Genomic DNA, 18,072 nt, shown 5'->3' with positions numbered 1-18,072 from the left:
CCAAGAGATGTGTAGTGGCGCGCGCTCCTGATCGAGCCGCCCCGAATTTGCTTCGGATGCCGCCGTAACGCGCAGGCCCCGAAGTCGCCTCAAGCATCGAAGGACGAATTCCATGCCGACCCTCATCGTACCTGGCCTGAAATCGAGCGGACCGACCCACTGGCAGACTTGGCTTGAGCACCGCGTCGCCGGAAGCCTGCGCGTAACGCAACGCGACTGGAACGACCCGCATCTGCCGGACTGGTCGAGCCGCGTTCGGCGAGAAATTGCGCGCGCAACTGATCCTGTCTTTATTGTCGCCCATTCATTTGGTGCATTAGCTGCCGTGCAGGCGGCGAGTGATCACCGGGAACGAATCGGCGGCGTTATGCTCGTCGCGCCTGCTGATCCCGATCGATTCGGAATTGCGGAATTTCTGCCGTCAAAGCCTTTGGGATTTCCGGCAATTGTCGTTGCAAGTACAAATGATCCCTGGATGGCTTTAGATCGCGCGACCCATTGGTCGCGGCTTTGGAAAGCGGACTTCGTGAACCTTGGTGAGGCTGGCCACATCAACGCCGATGCCGGTTTCGGGCCATGGCCGGAGGCTCTCGCGTTGCTCCAGCGCTTACAGCGAGCTGCGGAATTTCGTTTGGCGGCAGAACGAGTTGCTGCATTCCGGCTATCCCGGGCGGGGCAGCTCTACGGCCACCAATGGGCATCCTGAAAGCTTCTGCTTGATCCGTCACATCGTCGACTGCATGTCGCGCCGCCTTTCCGAGAGGAGGGGTGGCGCAATCCCGTTTGAAGAGAACACGTGATGTAGGAGAGAGACGGCAATATAACAGATAATAGAATGAAAATACTTAGTTAATTGACATTCACAAGCAAATGCAAAAAATCGAATTGGCTGACGGAGAATGAGCAGCAATCAAATCTGAATTACACAAATCTAATATGGCAGACGGGACGAATATAATGGCACGCACGCTGGGGCTTCGGCATACGTTATTTCTTGGCGCGGCAAGCGCGCTAATCGGTGGATCGGCGCTGCCTGCGGCCGCCGCGGATCTCGGTGGAAATTGCTGCGCCGATCTCGAAGAGCGCATCGCGGAGCTTGAAGCCACGACGGCTCGCAAAGGCAACCGCAAGGTCAGCCTGACGATATCCGGTTGGGTTAGTGAGCAGGTGGCCTTCTGGGACGACGGCACGGAAAGCAACGTCTACGTCGGCACGAATCCGGTTGAGCAATCCCGAGTTCGGTTCATCGGCGAAGCCAAGATCGATAAGGACTGGTCGGCGGGTTATGTCCTTGAGCTTGGCGTCTTCGGCGGTAATGGCGGCAAGTGGGACCAGAACACGCCGGATGGCACCAGCCCAAACAGCATTTCCGTTCGCAAAAGCAGCTGGTTCCTGAAGAGCAGCCAGCTTGGCAAGGTCACGATCGGCCAGGACGGGACGTCGACGTATCATCTTCTCGACGACGCCGACACGACGATGACCCGTAACTTCTTCGACGGTGAAGGCCCGCCGGACTATCAGGCAAGCTTCTTCGCGCGTTCGGGCGGAAGCTTTATTCCGGGTCCGGCTGGCGGCAGCAACCTGCGATGGTCCGACATCGCGCGCGGCTTCAACAACTCGACGCCGGGCGACAATGGCCGCCGCAACATCGTCAGATATGATTCGCCGACCATCGCCGGCTTCACGTACACGGCGTCCTGGGGCGAGGACGACATCTGGGACACGGCGCTCATCTACAAGGGCGGCTTTGGCGATTTCGACGTGAACGCCCGCGCCGGCTACGGCCACTCGTCCGATGAAACCAACAACCTTTGCCACACCGGTCCGGCCGACTTCCGCGCTGATTGCGAATGGTGGGGCGTGTCCGGCTTTATCCAGCATAAGCCGACGGGTTTGTTTCTCTTCTCGGGCTATGGTCAGCAGATCGACAACACGCGTGCAGCTGACGTCACTGTCGGCAATCCGGCGCTCGTCGATAAAACCGACGACACCTGGTTCGTCCAGGGCGGCATCGAGACTAAGTGGATCTCACTCGGAAAGACCAATATTTTCGTGAACTACCGGCACGATACACCTGGCTCTAACGTGAATAGGGGCACGTTGCGCACCGAGAATGCTGAAATCGATTATATTTCGGGCGGTCTCGCGCAGTATCTCGAAAATGCGGAAACGATGCTCTATCTCGTTTATCAGCATGCTGATGGCGACGTGCAGGTCGCGGGCGAGGCAAACAAAACGAACATCGATAGTCTGCAACAGGTTATCGCAGGCGCGAAGGTCAACTTCTAAGGCTCTCGATGTCTGACGCTTCGTCAGAGCTTCGACAGAAAGAGCGGCTCGAATAGCCGCTCTTTTTTTTGACCTCGAGAACAAGCTATGGCGCTCCCGCGCGTCTCGGCCGGAGTGAACGCGGCATCTCCTTGAGTGGAACTAGGCGATCTGCGCGGTGCCGGCGTTTCGGCATAAGTGCGGATCTGCTGTCTATTTTTAGGGCATTTACCCTGCGGCACCTCCTGATGTGATCGCATAAGCTCAGCAATTTTTCTTCGTTCCGCCGATATGCTTGGCCGGTTATCCGTACTTGCAGAGGTCAACGAGCGAGAGGCGGCGTGTGATGGTGATGATCGGAAAGCAGATTCACGCTGATCCACAGCATCCGGAGAGTGCCGTGACGAAACTCTCGATCGTCGTCGGAGAAAACCTCCGGCATCTCCGTCGCAAATCGGGCCTGTCTCTCGAGCAACTGGCAGCAAAATCAGGCGTCAGCCGCGCCATGCTTGGTCAAATCGAGACCGGGAAAAGCGCGCCGACGATCAATCTCCTGGGCCGTATCGCCGAGGCTTTGCAGGTTTCGGTTCCGAGTCTCATTTCGAATTCGGGTTCCGGCGGAACCGTCATCGTTCCGCGCGACCGGGCAACGGTGCTTGCCTCCAGCAGCGGCGGTTTCACGTGTCGCGCATTATTCCCATGGGGCGACCCGCTGAGCATCGAACTCTATGAGGTGACGATCGTCGCCCGGCACAGTGAAGATGTCGCGGCCTACGAGCCGGGGGTTAAAAAGGCGCTTGTCATTCTCGCCGGCGAAATCGAATTGAAGGTCGGAGAAGATTCTCCTGCGCGGCTCTCCGAAGGCGATTCAATTATCTTCAACGCCGATTCTCCGCACACGCTTCACAATCCAGGCGATAAAGACGCCAAAGCATTCCTGGTCGTCGCCCCGGTCGATCGCACCAGATCCCATCCGCGCGGCTTTTAGAATTCGGCGTCGACTGGCCGATTTCGCAGCATTCCAAGCACAAGAATATCAATTGCAAGTCTTCTTCGTTCGAAGACGTGTGCCTCTCGCATAGTGTGCAGAACATTCGCTTTCCTGGAAAATTCCGAGGGTCGGCACGATGAGCGCCAGCGTTAACAAGAGAGTATTGCCGGGCTTCGGGCTGTCGCTCGGCTTCACGCTCGTCTATCTTTCGCTAATTGTTCTCATTCCGTTGTCCGCCGTGTTCCTGAAATCGTCGACCATGACGTGGAACGAATTCTGGACCGCGGTGACGGCGCCGCGTGTCGTGGCATCCTATCGGCTGACGTTCGGGGCCGCGTTTCTCGCCGCGTGCATCAACGCGGTCTTCGGCTTGCTGCTGGCGTGGGGTCTAACGCGATACACGTTTCCCGGCCGAAAGCTCGTGGACGCGCTGATCGACTTGCCGTTCGCTTTGCCGACAGCCGTCGCCGGCATCGCACTGACGGCGATTTACGCCAAGAACGGCTGGATCGGTAGCCTGCTGGATCCGTTCGGCATCAAGATCGCCTTTGGCCCGGCGGGCGTTCTCGTCGCTCTGGTGTTCATCGGCTTGCCGTTCGTCGTGCGGACCGTGCAGCCAATTCTCGAAGATCTCGAAACTGAGTTTGAAGAAGCGGCGGCAAGCCTTGGCGCCAACCGCTGGACAGCTTTCATACGGGTGGTTTTTCCGACTGTGCTGCCTGCGCTCATGACCGGCTTTGCGCTCGCCTTCGCCCGTGCCGTGGGCGAATACGGCTCGGTGATCTTCATCGCGGGGAACATTCCGATGGTTTCGGAAATCACGCCGCTGATCATCATCACGAAGCTTGAGCAATTCGATTATCGCGGCGCAACCGCCATCGCGGCCGTGATGCTCATCATCTCATTCATCATGCTTCTCATCGTGAATGCGCTGCAGGCTTGGAATGCCCGCCGCTTTGGAAGGACGGTCTGATGACTGCCGCTGCAACATTCGACGCGCGCTTGCACGGCGCAGGAAAATTCGAGGCCAACCCGGCGACGCGGGATGCCGGCTGGGTCAAGCTGGTCGTTCTCGGCCTTGGGCTGACGTACTTCGTGATTTTTCTCCTGCTTCCGCTCATCGCCGTATTTGTCGAAGCCTTTCGCAAGGGCGCCGATACCTACTTCTCGGCGCTCATCGAGCCTGACGCGCTGTCGGCCGTGAAGCTGACATTGCTCGCGGCGGCCATCGCGGTTCCATTGAACCTGGTCTTCGGCCTCGCGGCAGCCTGGGCGATCGCGAAGTTCGAGTTTCGGGGAAAGAACCTGCTGATCACGCTGATCGACCTGCCATTTTCGGTTTCGCCCGTCGTCGCCGGTTTGATTTACGTCCTCGTGTTCGGCCGCCAAGGCTGGTTCGGCCCCTGGTTTATCGATCATGACATCAAGATAATTTTTGCCGTCCCCGCCATCGTTCTCGCGACGATTTTCGTCACGTTTCCCTTCATCGCACGCGAGCTCATTCCGTTGATGCAGGCGCAGGGAAAGGACGAAGAGGAAGCTGCCATTTCGCTCGGCGCGTCCGGGTTGCAGACATTCCTCCGCGTCACAATTCCCAATATAAAATGGGCGCTTCTCTACGGTGTCATTCTCTGCAACGCGCGCGCGATGGGAGAATTCGGCGCGGTGTCCGTGGTGTCGGGGCATATCCGGGGCGAGACCAACACGATGCCGCTGTACGTCGAAATTCTTTATAACGAATATCAATTCGCAGCCGCCTTCGCGGTTGCTTCGCTCCTCGCTCTGTTGGCTTTGGTGACGCTGGCGTTGAAGACCTATGTCGAGTGGCGTGCAAGTAAACTTGTGGTGGAAGGGCAAGGCCAATGAGCATCGAGGTTCGCAACGTCAATAAAGCGTTCGGCACGTTCAAGGCACTCGATGACGTCTCGCTCAATTTCCCAGACGGCGAGCTGGTTGCGTTGCTCGGCCCATCGGGTTGCGGCAAGACGACTTTGCTGCGCGTGATTGCCGGCCTCGAGCATGCCGACAGCGGCCGCGTCATCCTCGACGGAGACGACGCCACGACCAAGGACGTCCGCCAGCGGCGCGTCGGCTTCGTGTTCCAGCACTACGCGCTGTTCCGGCATCTGACGGTGTTCGAGAATATCGCATTCGGACTGCGTGTTAGGCCGCGCGGTGAGCGCCCGAGCGAGAAAGACATCCGCGCCAAGGTCGGACAGCTCCTGGAACTCGTGCAGCTTTCCTGGGTCGCGAACCGTTTCCCCTCGCAGCTTTCGGGCGGCCAGAGACAACGCATTGCGCTGGCACGCGCCCTTGCCGTCGAGCCGCGCGTGCTTTTGCTCGATGAGCCATTCGGCGCGCTCGACGCAAAAGTTCGAAAGGAGCTTCGGCGCTGGCTGAGAACGCTCCACGACGAGCTGCATATTTCGTCGATTTTCGTGACCCATGACCAGGAAGAAGCGCTGGAGGTCTCCGACCGCATCGTCCTGATCAACAAGGGACGCGTCGAGCAGATCGGGCCGCCGAAAGAGATTTACGAGCGCCCGGCGACGGCGTTTGCCTATGGCTTCATTGGTGCGGTTAACGAATTCCGGGGCCGCATCGAGGGCGACTACGTGCGCGTCGGCGATGAGCGGCTCCGCCATCATGCCGGACATTTCGAGGACGGGCAGGCGGTCATCGCATTCGTTCGTCCCCATGAAACGGAAATTGTGCCGGATGTCTCCGCCGACGACGGTATCACGGCAAGCGTCCATCGGATTCTTGGCACAGGCGCCGTCGCGCGTGTAGAATTGGTGGCGAATGGCGAGGCTCGCGAGGGTCGAAAAGACTTCTTCGAAGTCGAAATCCCAGGAACCGAGGCAACCTCGCTTGGCCTCTCTACGGGGCAGCGCGTGAAAATCAGAAGCCGCCGCCTCAGCGTCTTCCTAGAACAGAACGGTATCTCCGCGTCGTGAACTTTCAACAGCTCAGAATTATCCGCGAAACATTACGGCGCAACTTTAATCTCACCGAGGTCGCGAACGCGCTTTATACGTCGCAATCCGGTGTTTCCAAGCACATCAAGGATCTCGAAGACGAGCTTGGCGTCGAGCTTTTCATTCGGCGCGGCAAAAGACTTTTAGGATTGACCGAGCCGGGCAAGGAGCTTGCCCAGATCGTCGAACGTATCCTGCTCGACACCGCTAACATCAAGCGCCTCGCCGATCAGTTCGCGAAATCCGATCGCGGCGAGATCACAATCGCAACGACGCACACGCAGGCGCGCTACGCGCTTCCCGGCCCGATCTCGGCGTTCCGAAAGGAATTCCCGAATGTCCATTTGGTGCTCCAGCAGGGATCGCCGCGAGAGATCGCCGCCATGCTGCACGACGGCCTCGCGGATATCGGCATCGCGACCGAAGCGTTGGAAAATTCACCCGAGCTTGTCTCGTTTCCTTACTACTCCTGGCATCACGGCGTCATCGTGCCGAAGGGGCATGCTCTCGAAAGCGTCAAGCCGCTGACGATCGAGAAGATCGCCGAGTGGCCGATCATCACCTATCATGAGGGCTTCACGGGTCGCCCTGGCGTCGACGCGACATTCGCGAAGGCAGGATTGACGCCGGACATCGTGATGGTCGCGCTCGATGCCGACGTCATCAAGACGTACGTCGAGGTCGGGCTCGGCATCGGGATCGTCGCGTCGATGGCATACGACAAGGAGAGGGACGCGGGGCTCCGGCTGCTCGACAACAGTCACCTCTTCCCGAAGACGACGACACGCGTCGCATTGCGACGAGGGCGCTTCCTGCGCCGCTTCGCGTATCGGTTCATCGAACTCTGCGCGCCGGATCTCACCGAAAAGGTCGTCAAGGCCGGAACCGAAGTAACCGCCGAAGCGTGATGCGTATCGGCTATTGTCAGGCGGGTGGCGTTTTCAGCTTGCGCCACCACTGAAGGCTGTCGGAAGTCGACGTGCGGGGTTTGTATTCGCAGCCGACCCAGCCGCGATAGCCCGCGCGATCGAGATGGTCGAACACGAACGGGTAATTGATTTCCCCCGTTCCCGGCTCATGCCGCCCCGGCGTATCCGCGATCTGCACGTGCGCGATGAGCGGCAGATATTTGTCGATCGTCGGCGTCAGATCCCCTTCCATGATCTGCATGTGATAGACGTCGTACTGAAGCCGCAGATTTGGCGCCGCGACGCTTTCGATGATGTCCGCCGCCTTGGCCGTGAAATTCAGGAAATAATTTGGAATGTCGCGCGTGTTGATCGCCTCGATCAGCAGCGTCATGCCTTCATCGGCAAGCGCGCGCGCCGCGAATGTCAGGTTATCGACGTAGGTCTTGCGCATTGTACGATGATCGGCGCCAGGCGGCGCGGTTCCCGCGAGGCAGTGAAGCTGCGTGCAGCGGAGCGCCTTCGCATATTTTACGGCGCGCTGAACGCCTTCGCGGAATTCTGCCGTCAGGTTCGGATAGATCGCGATGCCCCGGTCTCCGGCGGCCCAGTTGCCCGCTGGCAGGTTGAACAGCACCTGCGTCAGCCCGTTCGCCTTGAGCCGCGCGGCGAGATCGTCCGCGTCGTAGTCGTAGGGAAAGAGAAATTCGACGCCCTCGAAGCCCGCCGATGCCGCCGCGTCGAAACGGTCGAGAAACGGAAGCTCGGTGAAGAGCATCGACAGGTTGGCCGCGAATCTCGGCATGGATTTGCTTTCGTTGACGAGAGCTTCCGGAAAAGTGGGAACCGGTTTTCCGGCAAGAAGCACGACAAAAATGAAAGCTAAAGCCTTTCCGGGATTCCACCAATCGGAAAGGCTTTAGAGAGCTTCCGGAAAAGTGGGAACCGGTTTTCCGGCAAGAAGCATCACAAAACAAAGACCTCGAGCCGATCCGCGGTTCAACGAAAAGCGCACAGGCTCTAGGCGCTGAGACGCGCCTCGCGAGCCTCACGAAGACGGCGGAAATCATCTCCCGCATGGTAGGACGAGCGCGTCAGCGGAGACGCCGAGACCTGCAGGAAGCCCTTGGCGTAGGCTGATGTTGCCAGCGCTTCGAATTCCTCGGGCGGCATGTACCGCTCGATGGCGGCGTGCTTTCGCGTCGGCTGCAAATATTGCCCGATCGTCAGGAAATCGACGTCCGCCGACCTGAGGTCATCCATCACCTGTAGAACGGCTTCGCGCGTTTCGCCGAGCCCAACCATGATGCCGGACTTCGTGAACATCCGCGCGTCGATCTCTTTCGCGCGCTGCAGCAGGCGGAGCGAATGAAAGTAGCGCGCGCCGGGGCGGATTTTTGGGTAGAGGCCGGGTACGGTCTCGAGGTTATGATTGAAGACATCGGGACGGGCCGCGATGACGATGTCGAGCGCGCCGTCCTTGCGCAGGAAGTCCGGCGTCAGGACTTCGATCGTGGTCCGCGGCGCGAGCCTGCGGATCGCGGCGATCGTCTCCGCGAAATGCTGCGCTCCGCCGTCTGCGAGATCGTCGCGATCGACCGACGTGACGACGACGTGCTCGAGTCCCAGACGCGCCACCGCATCGCCGACGCGCGCCGGTTCATCGGCATCGAGATGCCCCGGCCGGCCGGTGGCGACGTTGCAGAAGGCGCAGGCGCGCGTGCAGATGTCGCCCATGATCATCATCGTCGCGTGACGCTTCTCCCAGCATTCGCCGATGTTGGGGCAGGCGGCTTCCTCACAGACCGTATTGAGGCCGTGATCGCGCATGATTTTATGCGTATCCGAAAATCCCCGCGAACCGGGTGCCCGCACGCGCAGCCAAGGCGGCTTCGGCAAATAAGGGGTGTCCGGCCGCGAAGCCTTTTCCGGATGGCGCAGGCGCGGCTTGGGGTCGGTCGTATCGAGAAGCGTTACCAAGGCTGTTCAACTCAGGTTCGAGCGATGACCGGATGATAACCCGATCGCCGATATCTTACAGCCTGACATGGCGGACAGGCGGCCCGTAGGCAATCCCCGAATAGTAGGTAACGAAACAAAAACGGGCGGCCCTTGGGCCGCCCGTCGAACTCAGATCGCCAGAAGACGTTAGGACGATTTCTCCGGATGCGCGACCATGGACGATTTGGTCGGCGTCGGATCGGCCGGCGCAGCCTCGCGCGGCTTGACCGGATCGGGAACCGAACGGGAGTGGGCCGGAGCCGGCGTCACGACCGGCGGTGTCGAGACAGACTTTTTCTCGACAACGGCAGGCTTCTTTTTCTTCGGTTCAACCGGCTTCGACTCGGATTGCGTTGCGACGGCTGCGGTTTTCTTCTTTGCAGGCTGCGTCTCGATCGGTGCATCTACCGTCGCATCGACGGCGTCGCCGGAATCGATGGCATCGTTCGGCTGTTCCGAGCGAACGCTGGCACGCTGGGTGCGCGGCGGAGCATCGTCATCCCAGGAGAACAGGGCTCCGGAAGTGTTTTGCGGCCGAGTGTAGGTCGCACGCGTCGGCGTGGCGGCCTGCCCGTAGCCGTTGTTGTTGTTCGACTTGCCGTCCTGGTCGTCGCCGTAACGCGGATAGGCGTTGCTGGAGACGGCCGATCCGGTCGTGAAGTGCTGCCATGTCACCGTCACGCGCATACCGACAGGCACGCGCGGATAAAGATCGAGCACGTCCTGGTTCGTCATGCGAATGCAGCCATGCGAAACGGCTTGGCCGATGGTCCACGGCGCATCGGTTCCGTGAATGCGGTAGGCGCTGGAGCCGAGGTACATGGCCCGAATGCCGAGCGGGTTCATCGGATGGCCGCCGGGCACCCATCGCGGAAGGCGCGGATTTTCGCGCACCATCTCGGGCGTCGGCGTCCACGACGGATTGACCCGCTTGTTGGTAACGGACGTCACGCCCTGCCAGCGCGCGTCGCCCTTGGGAACCGCGACGGGATACGTAATGGCTTCGCCTGGCTTCGTGATGAAGTACAGGCGGCGATCAGAAAACGAAACGATGATCTGTCCCGGCTTATATTTGGAATCGAAGGAAACCACCCGGCGTCCGCCACCGTATTCCTCGCTGCCCCCCCAGAGGAAATCGACCAGATCTTCGGCCTGGGCAGCGGTCGAGGAGATAAATCCTCCGGCCATGATCAGGGCGGCGACGGCAATTCCACTCAAACGGCGGTGAAGGGTCATCGGGGGATGCTCCAATGGCGACAAAACTTAAGGCACAGGGTAACGGGGGTTATCCTGGCCCTGATTAATGAAAGGCGGGTATAAATCAGTCCCGTTTTCAACGGCAGAGCAGGGAAGTCACAGTTCAATCATGATTCCACCCTTGAGCCTGAGTTTGTTGATGTTTTTGAAATTTTCTGACGTCCTATGTTGCCATTTGACGACGCCGCCTGCGAAGTTCGTTTTTTGTCTCGCACTTGAGGAAGCGCGAGGTGGGCGTTTTTGAAACAAAAGAAGAACACGGTCTAAGCACGGCCTCACTGGAGTGCGATGCAAAAAAAAGCCACCGCACGCGCCCCGTGCGATGGCATCTGATCTGCGAATTTGAAATCGCGGAGGCTACTTGCAGGCGAGCTGCGAGGACCGGCATTCGGTCAGCACCGAGCCTGGCGCGCACGTCGTGTGCACCGGACCTTTGCCCTTCAAGCCCTTTGCTTCGATGATGTTGGCCAAGCCGTGGGTCGACATGACGACGGCCAGATCATGCGTCAGCCCGTCGCCGATGGCGCCGACCTTCACGCAGCTGCCGGCTTCTGCCGTCACTGAAAGCGCGCACACGATGGCCGCTGCCGCGACGCCGATTTTGAATGAACGCATTTGCCCCTCCAAAGGATATAGCAACGATATCGCGCCGGAACCTAGTGGAGCGCTCCACCCCCCGCAACAGACGCCGCAACGTGCGACGCACATCGACAGCAACGAATTGGAAGACGTGCTGCAATTGCAACTCATTCGTTAAACCCGGCGTCTGGTTTGAATGCGCGCACGGCGCGGACGCGTCTCGACGATCAGGCGGCACACTCGCCTCGCTTTCCGGCAAGGACCTCGCCATTGGGCCGGTCTTCAGGGGTGCTTGTCCGCGATCGATGTCGCGACGCCTTCCGCGCCGATATAGACGACGAACAGCTTCATAACGCCCGTGCCGGTGTTCCGGCCGTTGTGCGGGATGCTGATCGCTTCCGCGACCGACTGGCCCTTCTTGTACGTGCGCGTGCCCTTCGCGCCGTAGTCGACGGTCAGCTCGCCGTCGAGGATCAGCCCCGTCAGCGGAACGCCATGCGTATGCCAGCCAGTCTCAGCGCCGGGCTGCATCTCGACGATCGCGGCCGTGATCTTCGCTGGCGCGCCTGTTGGATAGACGATCGGCTCGTCCATGACGGTTTTTCCGGTCGAAAGAAGCGGGATCACCCGCGTCGTGGCGTCGAGGGCCCTCGTGCTCGCCGCTCCAGCTGCAAAAAGGGCAAGCGCGACGATGCCGAGCCGGAGGTCCCGGCCTTTCAAAATGGACATGTGTGTCTCTCGCGGCTTTGATTTAAGAACGCGACGATGAGGTATGTTCGCGTTCTCGTCCACCGCCAACTGTGTCCCGCAGTCCGCCCAGGAGCACGAATGACGTCCCGATCGCTGACCGCTCTTTTGTGCCTTCTCGCCGGCGCGTCGACTTTGGCAGCCGAGCAAGCCCGGCCTGCACCGGAAGGTGCATCGGGCACGACGGAGAAGTCGCTTGTCGTCGCGCAGCACCAGATGGTCGTCGCCGCCGACCCGCTTGCCGCCGAAGCCGGGCGCGAGATTTTGCGCCAGGGCGGATCGGCGGCGGATGCGGCCATCGCAACGGAACTCGTTCTCGGGTTGGTTGAGCCGCAGTCGTCGGGCTTGGGCGGCGGGGCGTTTCTTGTGTACTGGGATGCGCAATCCCGGTCGCTTGCGACATTCGACGGCCGGGAGACCGCGCCCGCAGCCGCAAAGCCCGATCGTTTTCTGCGTGACGGCAAGCCGATGCCGTTCGAGGCGGCGGTGCGCTCCGGTCTGAGCGTCGGCGTTCCCGGTCTGATGCGAACGCTGGAGGCGGTCCATAAGCGCTTCGGAAAGCTTCCGTGGGCGGCGCTCGTTACACCGGCCATCAAGCTCGCCGAGGAAGGCTTTTCCGTCTCCCCGCGCCTCGCGGCTCTACTCGCGGCGACGAAAGCCGAAAACTTCTCCGCCGGTGCGCGCGCCCGCTTTTTCGATGAGAACGACAGGCCGACCGCGGCAGGCGACGTCATGATGAACGCCGCCTATGCGGCAACGCTGAAGGCGATCGCCGAGAAGGGCGCCGACGCATTTTATTCCGGGCCTATCGCCGACGCGATCGTAAAGGCTGTGCAAAGTGCGTCGAGCATTCCGGGCGATATGACGGCGGCTGATCTTGCAGGCTACGTCGCGAAGGAACGCGATCCGGTTTGTGTCGATTATCGCGCAAGGAAAGTCTGCGGCATGGGTCCGCCGTCGTCAGGCGAGATGTCTGTCGGAACGGTGTTGAAGCTGATCGAACCCTTCCCCGAGGTGCAGGGTTCGGCGGCCATGATGAGCGCCCCCGCGCTCCACATCATCGCGGAAGCTGAGAAACTCGCCTTTGCCGACCGCAATCGCTACATCGCCGACCCCGACCAGATTTCCATTCCGTCGGGGCTGATGGACGAGGCCTATCTCGCCGAGCGCCGAAAGCTGATCAATCCGCAAAAGGCGATGGACAAGGCAGAGCCCGGCCTTCCACCTGGGCTCGCCAAGAAAACGTTCGGCAAGGATTTCACCAACGAAGTTCCGGGCACGACGCACATCTCCATTGTGGATGCAGACGGCAATGCGCTGTCGATGACGGCGACGATTGAGAGCGCGTTCGGATCGCATCTCTGGGCGGCCGGTTTCTTTTTGAATAATGAGCTGACCGATTTTTCCTTCGTCCCCTTCGATGACAAAGGCGTGCCGGTTGCCAACGCCGTCGCCGGAGGCAAGCGCCCGCGCAGCTCGATGGCGCCGACAATCGTGCTCGATGCGCAAGGGACGCCCGAGATCGTGACTGGATCGCCGGGCGGATCGCAAATCATTCTCTATGTCGTCAAAACGCTCATCGGATTGCTCGACTGGGGCCTCGATGCGCAGAAGTCCGCCTCGCTGGCGAACTTCGGAAGTCAAGGCGGGCCTTTCATAATCGAATATTCTCCATATTACGTCTGGCCCGCGTTCGAGTTGACGTCCTATGGACATGCCATCGGCAACTCGACGATGACCTCCGGCATCCATACGATCGTGCGCAAGGACGGGCATCTGGAAGGCGGAGCCGATCCGCGCCGTGAAGGCGTGGCGCTGGGCGATTGACGCAACGGGATGGCGCGCGATTAGGAGAGAAATGTTGAGCAAACTATCGATAGCTGTTGTCGGCGCCGGCATCACGGGGTTGTGGCAGGCTTATACGCACGCACGCGCGGGTCACCGCGTCCGCCTCATCGAGCGAAGCAGCGAGCCTTTTTCCACCTGCGCAAGCCGCTTGGCGGCGGCGATGATCGCGCCGGAATGCGAAGCTGAAGGCGCGCCTGCAATCGTTCGCGATCTCGGCCGCGAAAGCATCGCGCTGTGGCGCAACGCGTATCCGAGCACGGTCGTCAACGGCACGCTTGTCGTTGCGCCGCCGCGCGACGGCGCCGACCTGACGCGGTTCGAGCAGATGACGGAACGGCACGAGATCATTGCCGCGCAAGGGATCGCGAAGCTCGAACCCGATCTCTCCGGACGCTTCGAGCGCGGGCTTTTCTATCCGGACGAAGCCCACGTCGTCGCGACGGAGGCATTGCGATGGCTTCTGTCCGAAGGGCGCGCTCTGGGAATCGCGACAGAGTTCGGCCACGCGTATAAGCCTAATGGCGAAGACGTAACGATCGACTGTCGCGGAATAGGCGCACGGGAGGAACTGCCGTCGCTTCGTGGCGTTCGCGGTGAACGCATCCTCATTCAATCGCGCGACGTCGGGCTGTCACGACCGGTGCGCCTGCTGCATCCGCGCCAGTCGATCTACATCGTGCCGCAAGGCGGCGGCCGCTACGTCATCGGCGCAAGCCTGCTCGAGCGCGAGGACGACATCCCGATGACGGTGAAGTCGGCGCTCGATCTCTTAGGCTCCGCCTACGCGCTGCACCCCGCTTTCGGCGAAGCGTCGATTCTCGATATGGGCGCCGGTATCAGGCCCGCCTTCCCGGACAACATTCCACGCGCGGTCATCGAAAACGAAGGTCGCACGATCCGCGTGAACGGCACCTATCGCCACGGATTTCTTTTGGCGCCCGCGCTGGCACGGGCTGTCGCCGGTTTCTTGTCAGACGGCAGGCGTGACAGTCCGCTGTTCGACAGTCCCGGCGCCTGATCCCTGCCTTTCCGCAAGGGTCTTTTTCGCAAGCTCGAGCGACGCGACATAGTCGGACTTGCCGGAGCCGAGCAGCGGAATTTTACCGACGACAAGGATGTCCGCGGGAACCATCAGCTCCGTCGCGCCCTTGCGCCGCGCGAACTGAATGAACGCCTCGCGCGTGCACTTCGGATCGGTCGTCAGCAGCGCCAGACGTTCGCCTTTGCGCGCATCGGGAAGCGCGACGACGACCGTGGTCAGGTTGGGCCAAAGTTCCGCCGCCAGCGCTTCGACGGCCGATAGCGACACCATTTCTCCCGCGATCTTGGCGAAGCGCTTCGCGCGTCCTTTGATCGTGATGAAGCCTTGCGGATCGATCTCGACGATGTCGCCGGTATCATGCCAGCCGTTCGAGGGCGGCTCGAGAACGCCGGGATTTTCCGCGCGGTAATAGCCGAGCATGACGTTCGGCCCGCGCACGTAGAGCCGTCCGCCCGTCTCGATCCCAGGCACCGGATCGAGACGCGCCTCCATCAGCGGCGACAGGCGCCCGACAGTCCCGGCTTTGTTGGCGAGGGGCGTATTGATGGCGAGCACGGGTGCGGTCTCGGTCACGCCATAGCCTTCGAGAATGCGCACGCCGAAACGGTCCATGTAGAGCTGCCGCGTACGATCCTTGATGGCCTCCGCGCCCGCGAGCACGAGGCGCACGCGCGCGAAATCGTAAGGATGTGCAACACGCGCATAGCCGGCGAGGAACGTATCCGTGCCGAACATGATCGTCGCGTTCGAGCCGTAAACGAGTTCCGGAATGATGCGATAGTGCAGCGGCGTCGGATAGAGATAGACTTGCACGCCCGCGACCAGCGGCATCAGCAATCCGGCCGTCAGCCCGAACGAATGAAAGACCGGCAGCGCGTTGAAAACCTTGTCGCTGCCGTTGCACGCGACGCGCGTCAGGCTCTGCGCGCAGTTGGCGAGCAGATTGCGATGGGAAAGAACGACGCCCTTGGGCAAGCCTTCCGAACCCGACGTGAAAAGGATCGCCGCCGGAGCGTTGCAGTCGCGCTCGACCTGCGGCTTGCCGCCTTGTGCAAGTCCTTTGATCTTGTCGGAAAAGGAGACGGTCGCGCGCACGTCTTCGAGATAGACGATCCGCGCAACGGTGCTGATTGCCTGCACGAGCGCTTCGAAATGCCCCTTCTCGACGAATACGCGCGACGTCAGCACGACGGTGACGTTCGCCGCCTTGCAGGCTGCGATGACATTCGCCGGACCAGCCGTGAAGTTCAGCATCGCAGGCACCCGGCCGACAGTTTGCAGGGCAAAGAACGTCACTGCGACGCCAGCCGAGTTCGGCAGAAGAACGCCGACCGATTGCCCGGGCTCCGGCAGCATCGGCACGAGCTTTGCTCCAAGCACTTGCGCGCCGATGATGAGCTTCTTGTAGGAAAGCTTCGATCCGAGCGGGTCCTGGATTGCGGGCTTGCCGGTGTCGTGTGTCTGCCGTGCCTGAACAAGCGCTTCAAACAGTGTCTGGTCGATCGGCGTCGTCAGAACGGCGGAGTCGGTCATCACATCCTGCAAAGCCGCGCCCGCCGCCAACCGCCGCTGCTTGCCGCGCAGGTTCGGATCAATCTTCAGTTTGACGGGCGGCAGGATCGTGACCGTCGTTTTAGGGAACCACGCTTTTTTGGTTTGTGCTTTGCTCAGATATCCGAAGTGCGATCGCTCGAGACCGTCGATGCGAACTGGAATGACCGGCGCATCAGCCTTGTCCGCGATCATTGCCGTGCCGTCGTAAACTTTCATCAACCCGCCGGTTACCGTCAGGCGGCCTTCCGGAAAAATGATGAGCGACGAGCCGTCCTTCACCTCCTGAATGAGATGTCGCATGCCGAGCGGCCGTGTCGGATCGATGGCGTAGGATTTGGCGAGCTTGAGAAACGGCTTCACCCACCAGGTATTGGCCATGCCGGTATCGACCGCGAAAATCGCATGCGAGGGCAGAAGCGCGTGCATCAAACCGGCATCGAGAAGACTGACATGGTTCGGCGCGATGATCGCCTTCTCGCCGGGAGCAGGCAGGTATTCAAGGCCCTTCACCTCCACGCCGAAAAAGGTTTTGAACAGGAAGACGCCGACATCCTTGACGCCTTCGGCGCCCCAGGCGCGCAGAACAAGCGCAACGACGATGAGGTTGGCGACGCCGATGCCGGCATAAAGCAGCGCGACGGAAACCTTTTCATACTGGAGCGCGGCGATCCCCAGTCCAGCGAGCGTCATGAATGCCGCCGACAGGACATTGCATCCGGCAATCACCCGCGACCGGCGTTCAACCGGCGACCAAGCCTGCACGGCGGCGAACGACGGCACGATGTAAAGCCCACCCGCGAACGCGATGCCCGCGAGATCGATGAGCATGTGAATGCCCTTGAACGAGGCAAGCAATTCGGAAATGCCGATCGGCTGCGGAGCTAGCGTGATCCGCGACGCCAGCAGCGCGAGATCGATGAGGAACAACCCCATCATCAGCGCGCCGATCGGAACGAGCGCCAGATTCGGCCTGTTTTTGCTTGCGCTTGCGGCGACCATCGAGCCGGCTGCGACCGCGACCGCAAACGTGAAGAGAGCCAGCGTATAAACGGACGGCGCTCCGTTCAGCGTATGCGGAATGAGGTTCTGCAACAGCGCCAGCACGATCGCGCCGACAAGCCAGAACCACGACGTAATGAGCGCGCCCTGCCAGATGCGCTTGTCGCTGCGCAGATCCTTGATGAGCGTCATCGTCGACGTGACGATGTTCTTGTCGACGACGAGGTCCGGAACGGCGGAGGGTGCCGGGGGAATAAGCCGCGCGCACAGCCAGCCTGCGATCGAGATCGCGACGATGGCGACAGCGACGAGGCCGATCTCGCGGTCGCCGCCGGATGCCAGATTGCCGCCGATCGTGCCGAGCAGGATGGCAATGAACGTCGCGCCCTCGATCAGCGCGTTGCCCGCTGGAAGCTCTTTGAGTTCGAGATGCGTCGGCAGGAGACCATATTTCACAGGCCCGAAAAATGCGCTGAGCGTGCCGAACAGGACGAGCGTGACGAACAACAAGACGACCGAAGGCAGCAGGAAGCCGGCCGCCGCCGCCAGCGCGATTGGGATTTCGACGAGCCTGACGCGCGCCGCAACTTGGGCCTTGTCAAACTTATCGGCATATTGCCCCGCGAGTGCCGAAAACAGGAAATACGGCACGATCAGCGCCGCCCCCGCCAGCGTCCCGATCGCCGGACCGTTTTCCATTGCCAGCCGATAGACGACGAGCATCGCCAGCGCGTTCTTCAGCAGGTTGTCGTTCAGCGCCGCAAGCAGCTGGCTCCAGAACAGAGGAGCGAAGCGTCGGGAGGCCATCAAGTGCGAAAACATCCGGGTCATCCTCGGTGCGGGTGTGCGGGTCAGCCAGGCGGGGAAGGAACTCAGGCATTACGGCAGATTGGCGGTACT

The 18,072-nt window shown here is 60.9% G+C and carries 15 protein-coding genes; 9 read left to right on the top strand and 6 right to left on the bottom strand.

Annotation, left to right across the window (positions count from 1 at the left end; genetic code table 11):
- The first annotated feature begins 112 nt into the window (after positions 1-112).
- The 7 genes from WC026_RS03005 (at position 113) to WC026_RS02975 (ending at position 7,145) form a co-directional block, all read left to right on the top strand.
- Complete coding sequence (locus WC026_RS03005) at positions 113-706, top strand: RBBP9/YdeN family alpha/beta hydrolase (protein ID WP_372709319.1); 594 nt, start codon at positions 113-115, stop codon at positions 704-706.
- 251 nt (positions 707-957) lie between these two features.
- Positions 958-2,289 carry a porin gene (locus WC026_RS03000; protein WP_372709318.1) on the top strand — a complete coding sequence of 444 codons (1,332 nt, stop codon included), beginning with the start codon at positions 958-960 and terminating at the stop codon, positions 2,287-2,289.
- Between the two features lie 325 nt (positions 2,290-2,614).
- Positions 2,615-3,256, top strand: coding sequence for a helix-turn-helix domain-containing protein (locus tag WC026_RS02995; RefSeq protein WP_372709317.1), 642 nt, complete (start codon positions 2,615-2,617; stop codon positions 3,254-3,256).
- Positions 3,257-3,395: 139 nt separating this feature from the next.
- Positions 3,396-4,232 carry a sulfate ABC transporter permease subunit CysT gene (cysT, locus tag WC026_RS02990; RefSeq protein WP_372709316.1) on the top strand — a complete coding sequence of 279 codons (837 nt, stop codon included), beginning with the start codon at positions 3,396-3,398 and terminating at the stop codon, positions 4,230-4,232.
- Complete coding sequence (gene cysW / locus WC026_RS02985) at positions 4,232-5,125, top strand: sulfate ABC transporter permease subunit CysW (RefSeq protein ID WP_372709315.1); 894 nt, start codon at positions 4,232-4,234, stop codon at positions 5,123-5,125. The genes cysT and cysW overlap by 1 nt, the downstream gene beginning before the upstream one ends.
- Complete coding sequence (locus WC026_RS02980; RefSeq protein WP_372709314.1) at positions 5,122-6,216, top strand: sulfate/molybdate ABC transporter ATP-binding protein; 1,095 nt, start codon at positions 5,122-5,124, stop codon at positions 6,214-6,216. The genes cysW and WC026_RS02980 overlap by 4 nt, the downstream gene beginning before the upstream one ends.
- Positions 6,213-7,145: a CysB family HTH-type transcriptional regulator gene (locus tag WC026_RS02975; protein WP_372709313.1), complete on the top strand. Its 933-nt coding sequence runs from the start codon at positions 6,213-6,215 to the stop codon at positions 7,143-7,145. The genes WC026_RS02980 and WC026_RS02975 overlap by 4 nt, the downstream gene beginning before the upstream one ends.
- Positions 7,146-7,161: 16 nt before the next feature.
- Here WC026_RS02975 and otnI read toward each other — a convergent pair whose 3' ends face one another.
- The 5 genes from otnI to WC026_RS02950 form a co-directional block, all read right to left on the bottom strand.
- Complete coding sequence (otnI, locus tag WC026_RS02970; RefSeq protein ID WP_372709312.1) at positions 7,162-7,950, bottom strand: 2-oxo-tetronate isomerase; 789 nt, start codon at positions 7,948-7,950, stop codon at positions 7,162-7,164.
- A gap of 215 nt (positions 7,951-8,165) precedes the next feature.
- A complete protein-coding gene (lipA, locus tag WC026_RS02965) occupies positions 8,166-9,125 on the bottom strand; it encodes a lipoyl synthase (protein ID WP_372709311.1) in 960 nt (319 codons plus the stop codon).
- 168 nt (positions 9,126-9,293) lie between these two features.
- A complete protein-coding gene (locus WC026_RS02960; protein WP_372709310.1) occupies positions 9,294-10,382 on the bottom strand; it encodes a L,D-transpeptidase in 1,089 nt (362 codons plus the stop codon).
- 378 nt (positions 10,383-10,760) lie between these two features.
- Positions 10,761-11,018, bottom strand: a complete 258-nt coding sequence (locus WC026_RS02955; RefSeq protein WP_372709309.1) for a hypothetical protein — start codon at positions 11,016-11,018, stop codon at positions 10,761-10,763.
- Positions 11,019-11,264: 246 nt separating this feature from the next.
- A complete protein-coding gene (locus WC026_RS02950; RefSeq protein WP_372709308.1) occupies positions 11,265-11,711 on the bottom strand; it encodes a cupin domain-containing protein in 447 nt (148 codons plus the stop codon).
- A 99-nt stretch (positions 11,712-11,810) separates the two neighbouring features.
- On the opposite strand from WC026_RS02950, the gene ggt reads away from it, so the two are divergent.
- Both ggt and WC026_RS02940 read left to right on the top strand, forming a co-directional pair.
- Positions 11,811-13,556 (top strand): gamma-glutamyltransferase, encoded by a 1,746-nt coding sequence (ggt, locus tag WC026_RS02945; protein ID WP_372709307.1) that lies wholly within the window; start codon positions 11,811-11,813, stop codon positions 13,554-13,556.
- 31 nt (positions 13,557-13,587) lie between these two features.
- A complete protein-coding gene (locus WC026_RS02940; protein ID WP_372709306.1) occupies positions 13,588-14,595 on the top strand; it encodes an FAD-dependent oxidoreductase in 1,008 nt (335 codons plus the stop codon).
- Here the strand turns inward: WC026_RS02940 and WC026_RS02935 are convergent.
- The gene (locus WC026_RS02935) at positions 14,548-17,994 is read right to left on the bottom strand and encodes an acyl-[ACP]--phospholipid O-acyltransferase (RefSeq protein WP_372709305.1); all 3,447 of its coding nucleotides are present in this window, start codon (positions 17,992-17,994) and stop codon (positions 14,548-14,550) included. The two genes, WC026_RS02940 and WC026_RS02935, sit on opposite strands and share 48 nt — an antisense overlap.
- Positions 17,995-18,072 lie beyond the last annotated feature (78 nt).

Source organism: Hyphomicrobium sp. (assembly GCF_041674905.1).
Classification (GTDB): domain Bacteria; phylum Pseudomonadota; class Alphaproteobacteria; order Rhizobiales; family Hyphomicrobiaceae; genus Hyphomicrobium_B.
This window is presented reverse-complemented; position numbering and strand designations above follow the sequence as displayed.

Excerpts from the sequence above, each read along its gene's own strand:
- WC026_RS02995 (WP_372709317.1), top strand. The coding sequence starts at position 2,615 with ATGGTGATGATCGGAAAGCAGATTCACGCTGATCCACAGCATCCGGAG.
- WC026_RS03000 (WP_372709318.1), top strand. The coding sequence starts at position 958 with ATGGCACGCACGCTGGGGCTTCGGCATACGTTATTTCTTGGCGCGGCA.
- WC026_RS02960 (WP_372709310.1), bottom strand. The coding sequence starts at position 10,382 with ATGACCCTTCACCGCCGTTTGAGTGGAATTGCCGTCGCCGCCCTGATC.
- cysT (WP_372709316.1), top strand. The coding sequence starts at position 3,396 with ATGAGCGCCAGCGTTAACAAGAGAGTATTGCCGGGCTTCGGGCTGTCG.
- WC026_RS02935 (WP_372709305.1), bottom strand. The coding sequence starts at position 17,994 with ATGTTTTCGCACTTGATGGCCTCCCGACGCTTCGCTCCTCTGTTCTGG.
- WC026_RS03005 (WP_372709319.1), top strand. The coding sequence starts at position 113 with ATGCCGACCCTCATCGTACCTGGCCTGAAATCGAGCGGACCGACCCAC.
- WC026_RS02940 (WP_372709306.1), top strand. The coding sequence starts at position 13,588 with ATGTTGAGCAAACTATCGATAGCTGTTGTCGGCGCCGGCATCACGGGG.
- WC026_RS02955 (WP_372709309.1), bottom strand. The coding sequence starts at position 11,018 with ATGCGTTCATTCAAAATCGGCGTCGCGGCAGCGGCCATCGTGTGCGCG.
- WC026_RS02980 (WP_372709314.1), top strand. The coding sequence starts at position 5,122 with ATGAGCATCGAGGTTCGCAACGTCAATAAAGCGTTCGGCACGTTCAAG.
- ggt (WP_372709307.1), top strand. The coding sequence starts at position 11,811 with ATGACGTCCCGATCGCTGACCGCTCTTTTGTGCCTTCTCGCCGGCGCG.
- otnI (WP_372709312.1), bottom strand. The coding sequence starts at position 7,950 with ATGCCGAGATTCGCGGCCAACCTGTCGATGCTCTTCACCGAGCTTCCG.
- cysW (WP_372709315.1), top strand. The coding sequence starts at position 4,232 with ATGACTGCCGCTGCAACATTCGACGCGCGCTTGCACGGCGCAGGAAAA.
- WC026_RS02950 (WP_372709308.1), bottom strand. The coding sequence starts at position 11,711 with ATGTCCATTTTGAAAGGCCGGGACCTCCGGCTCGGCATCGTCGCGCTT.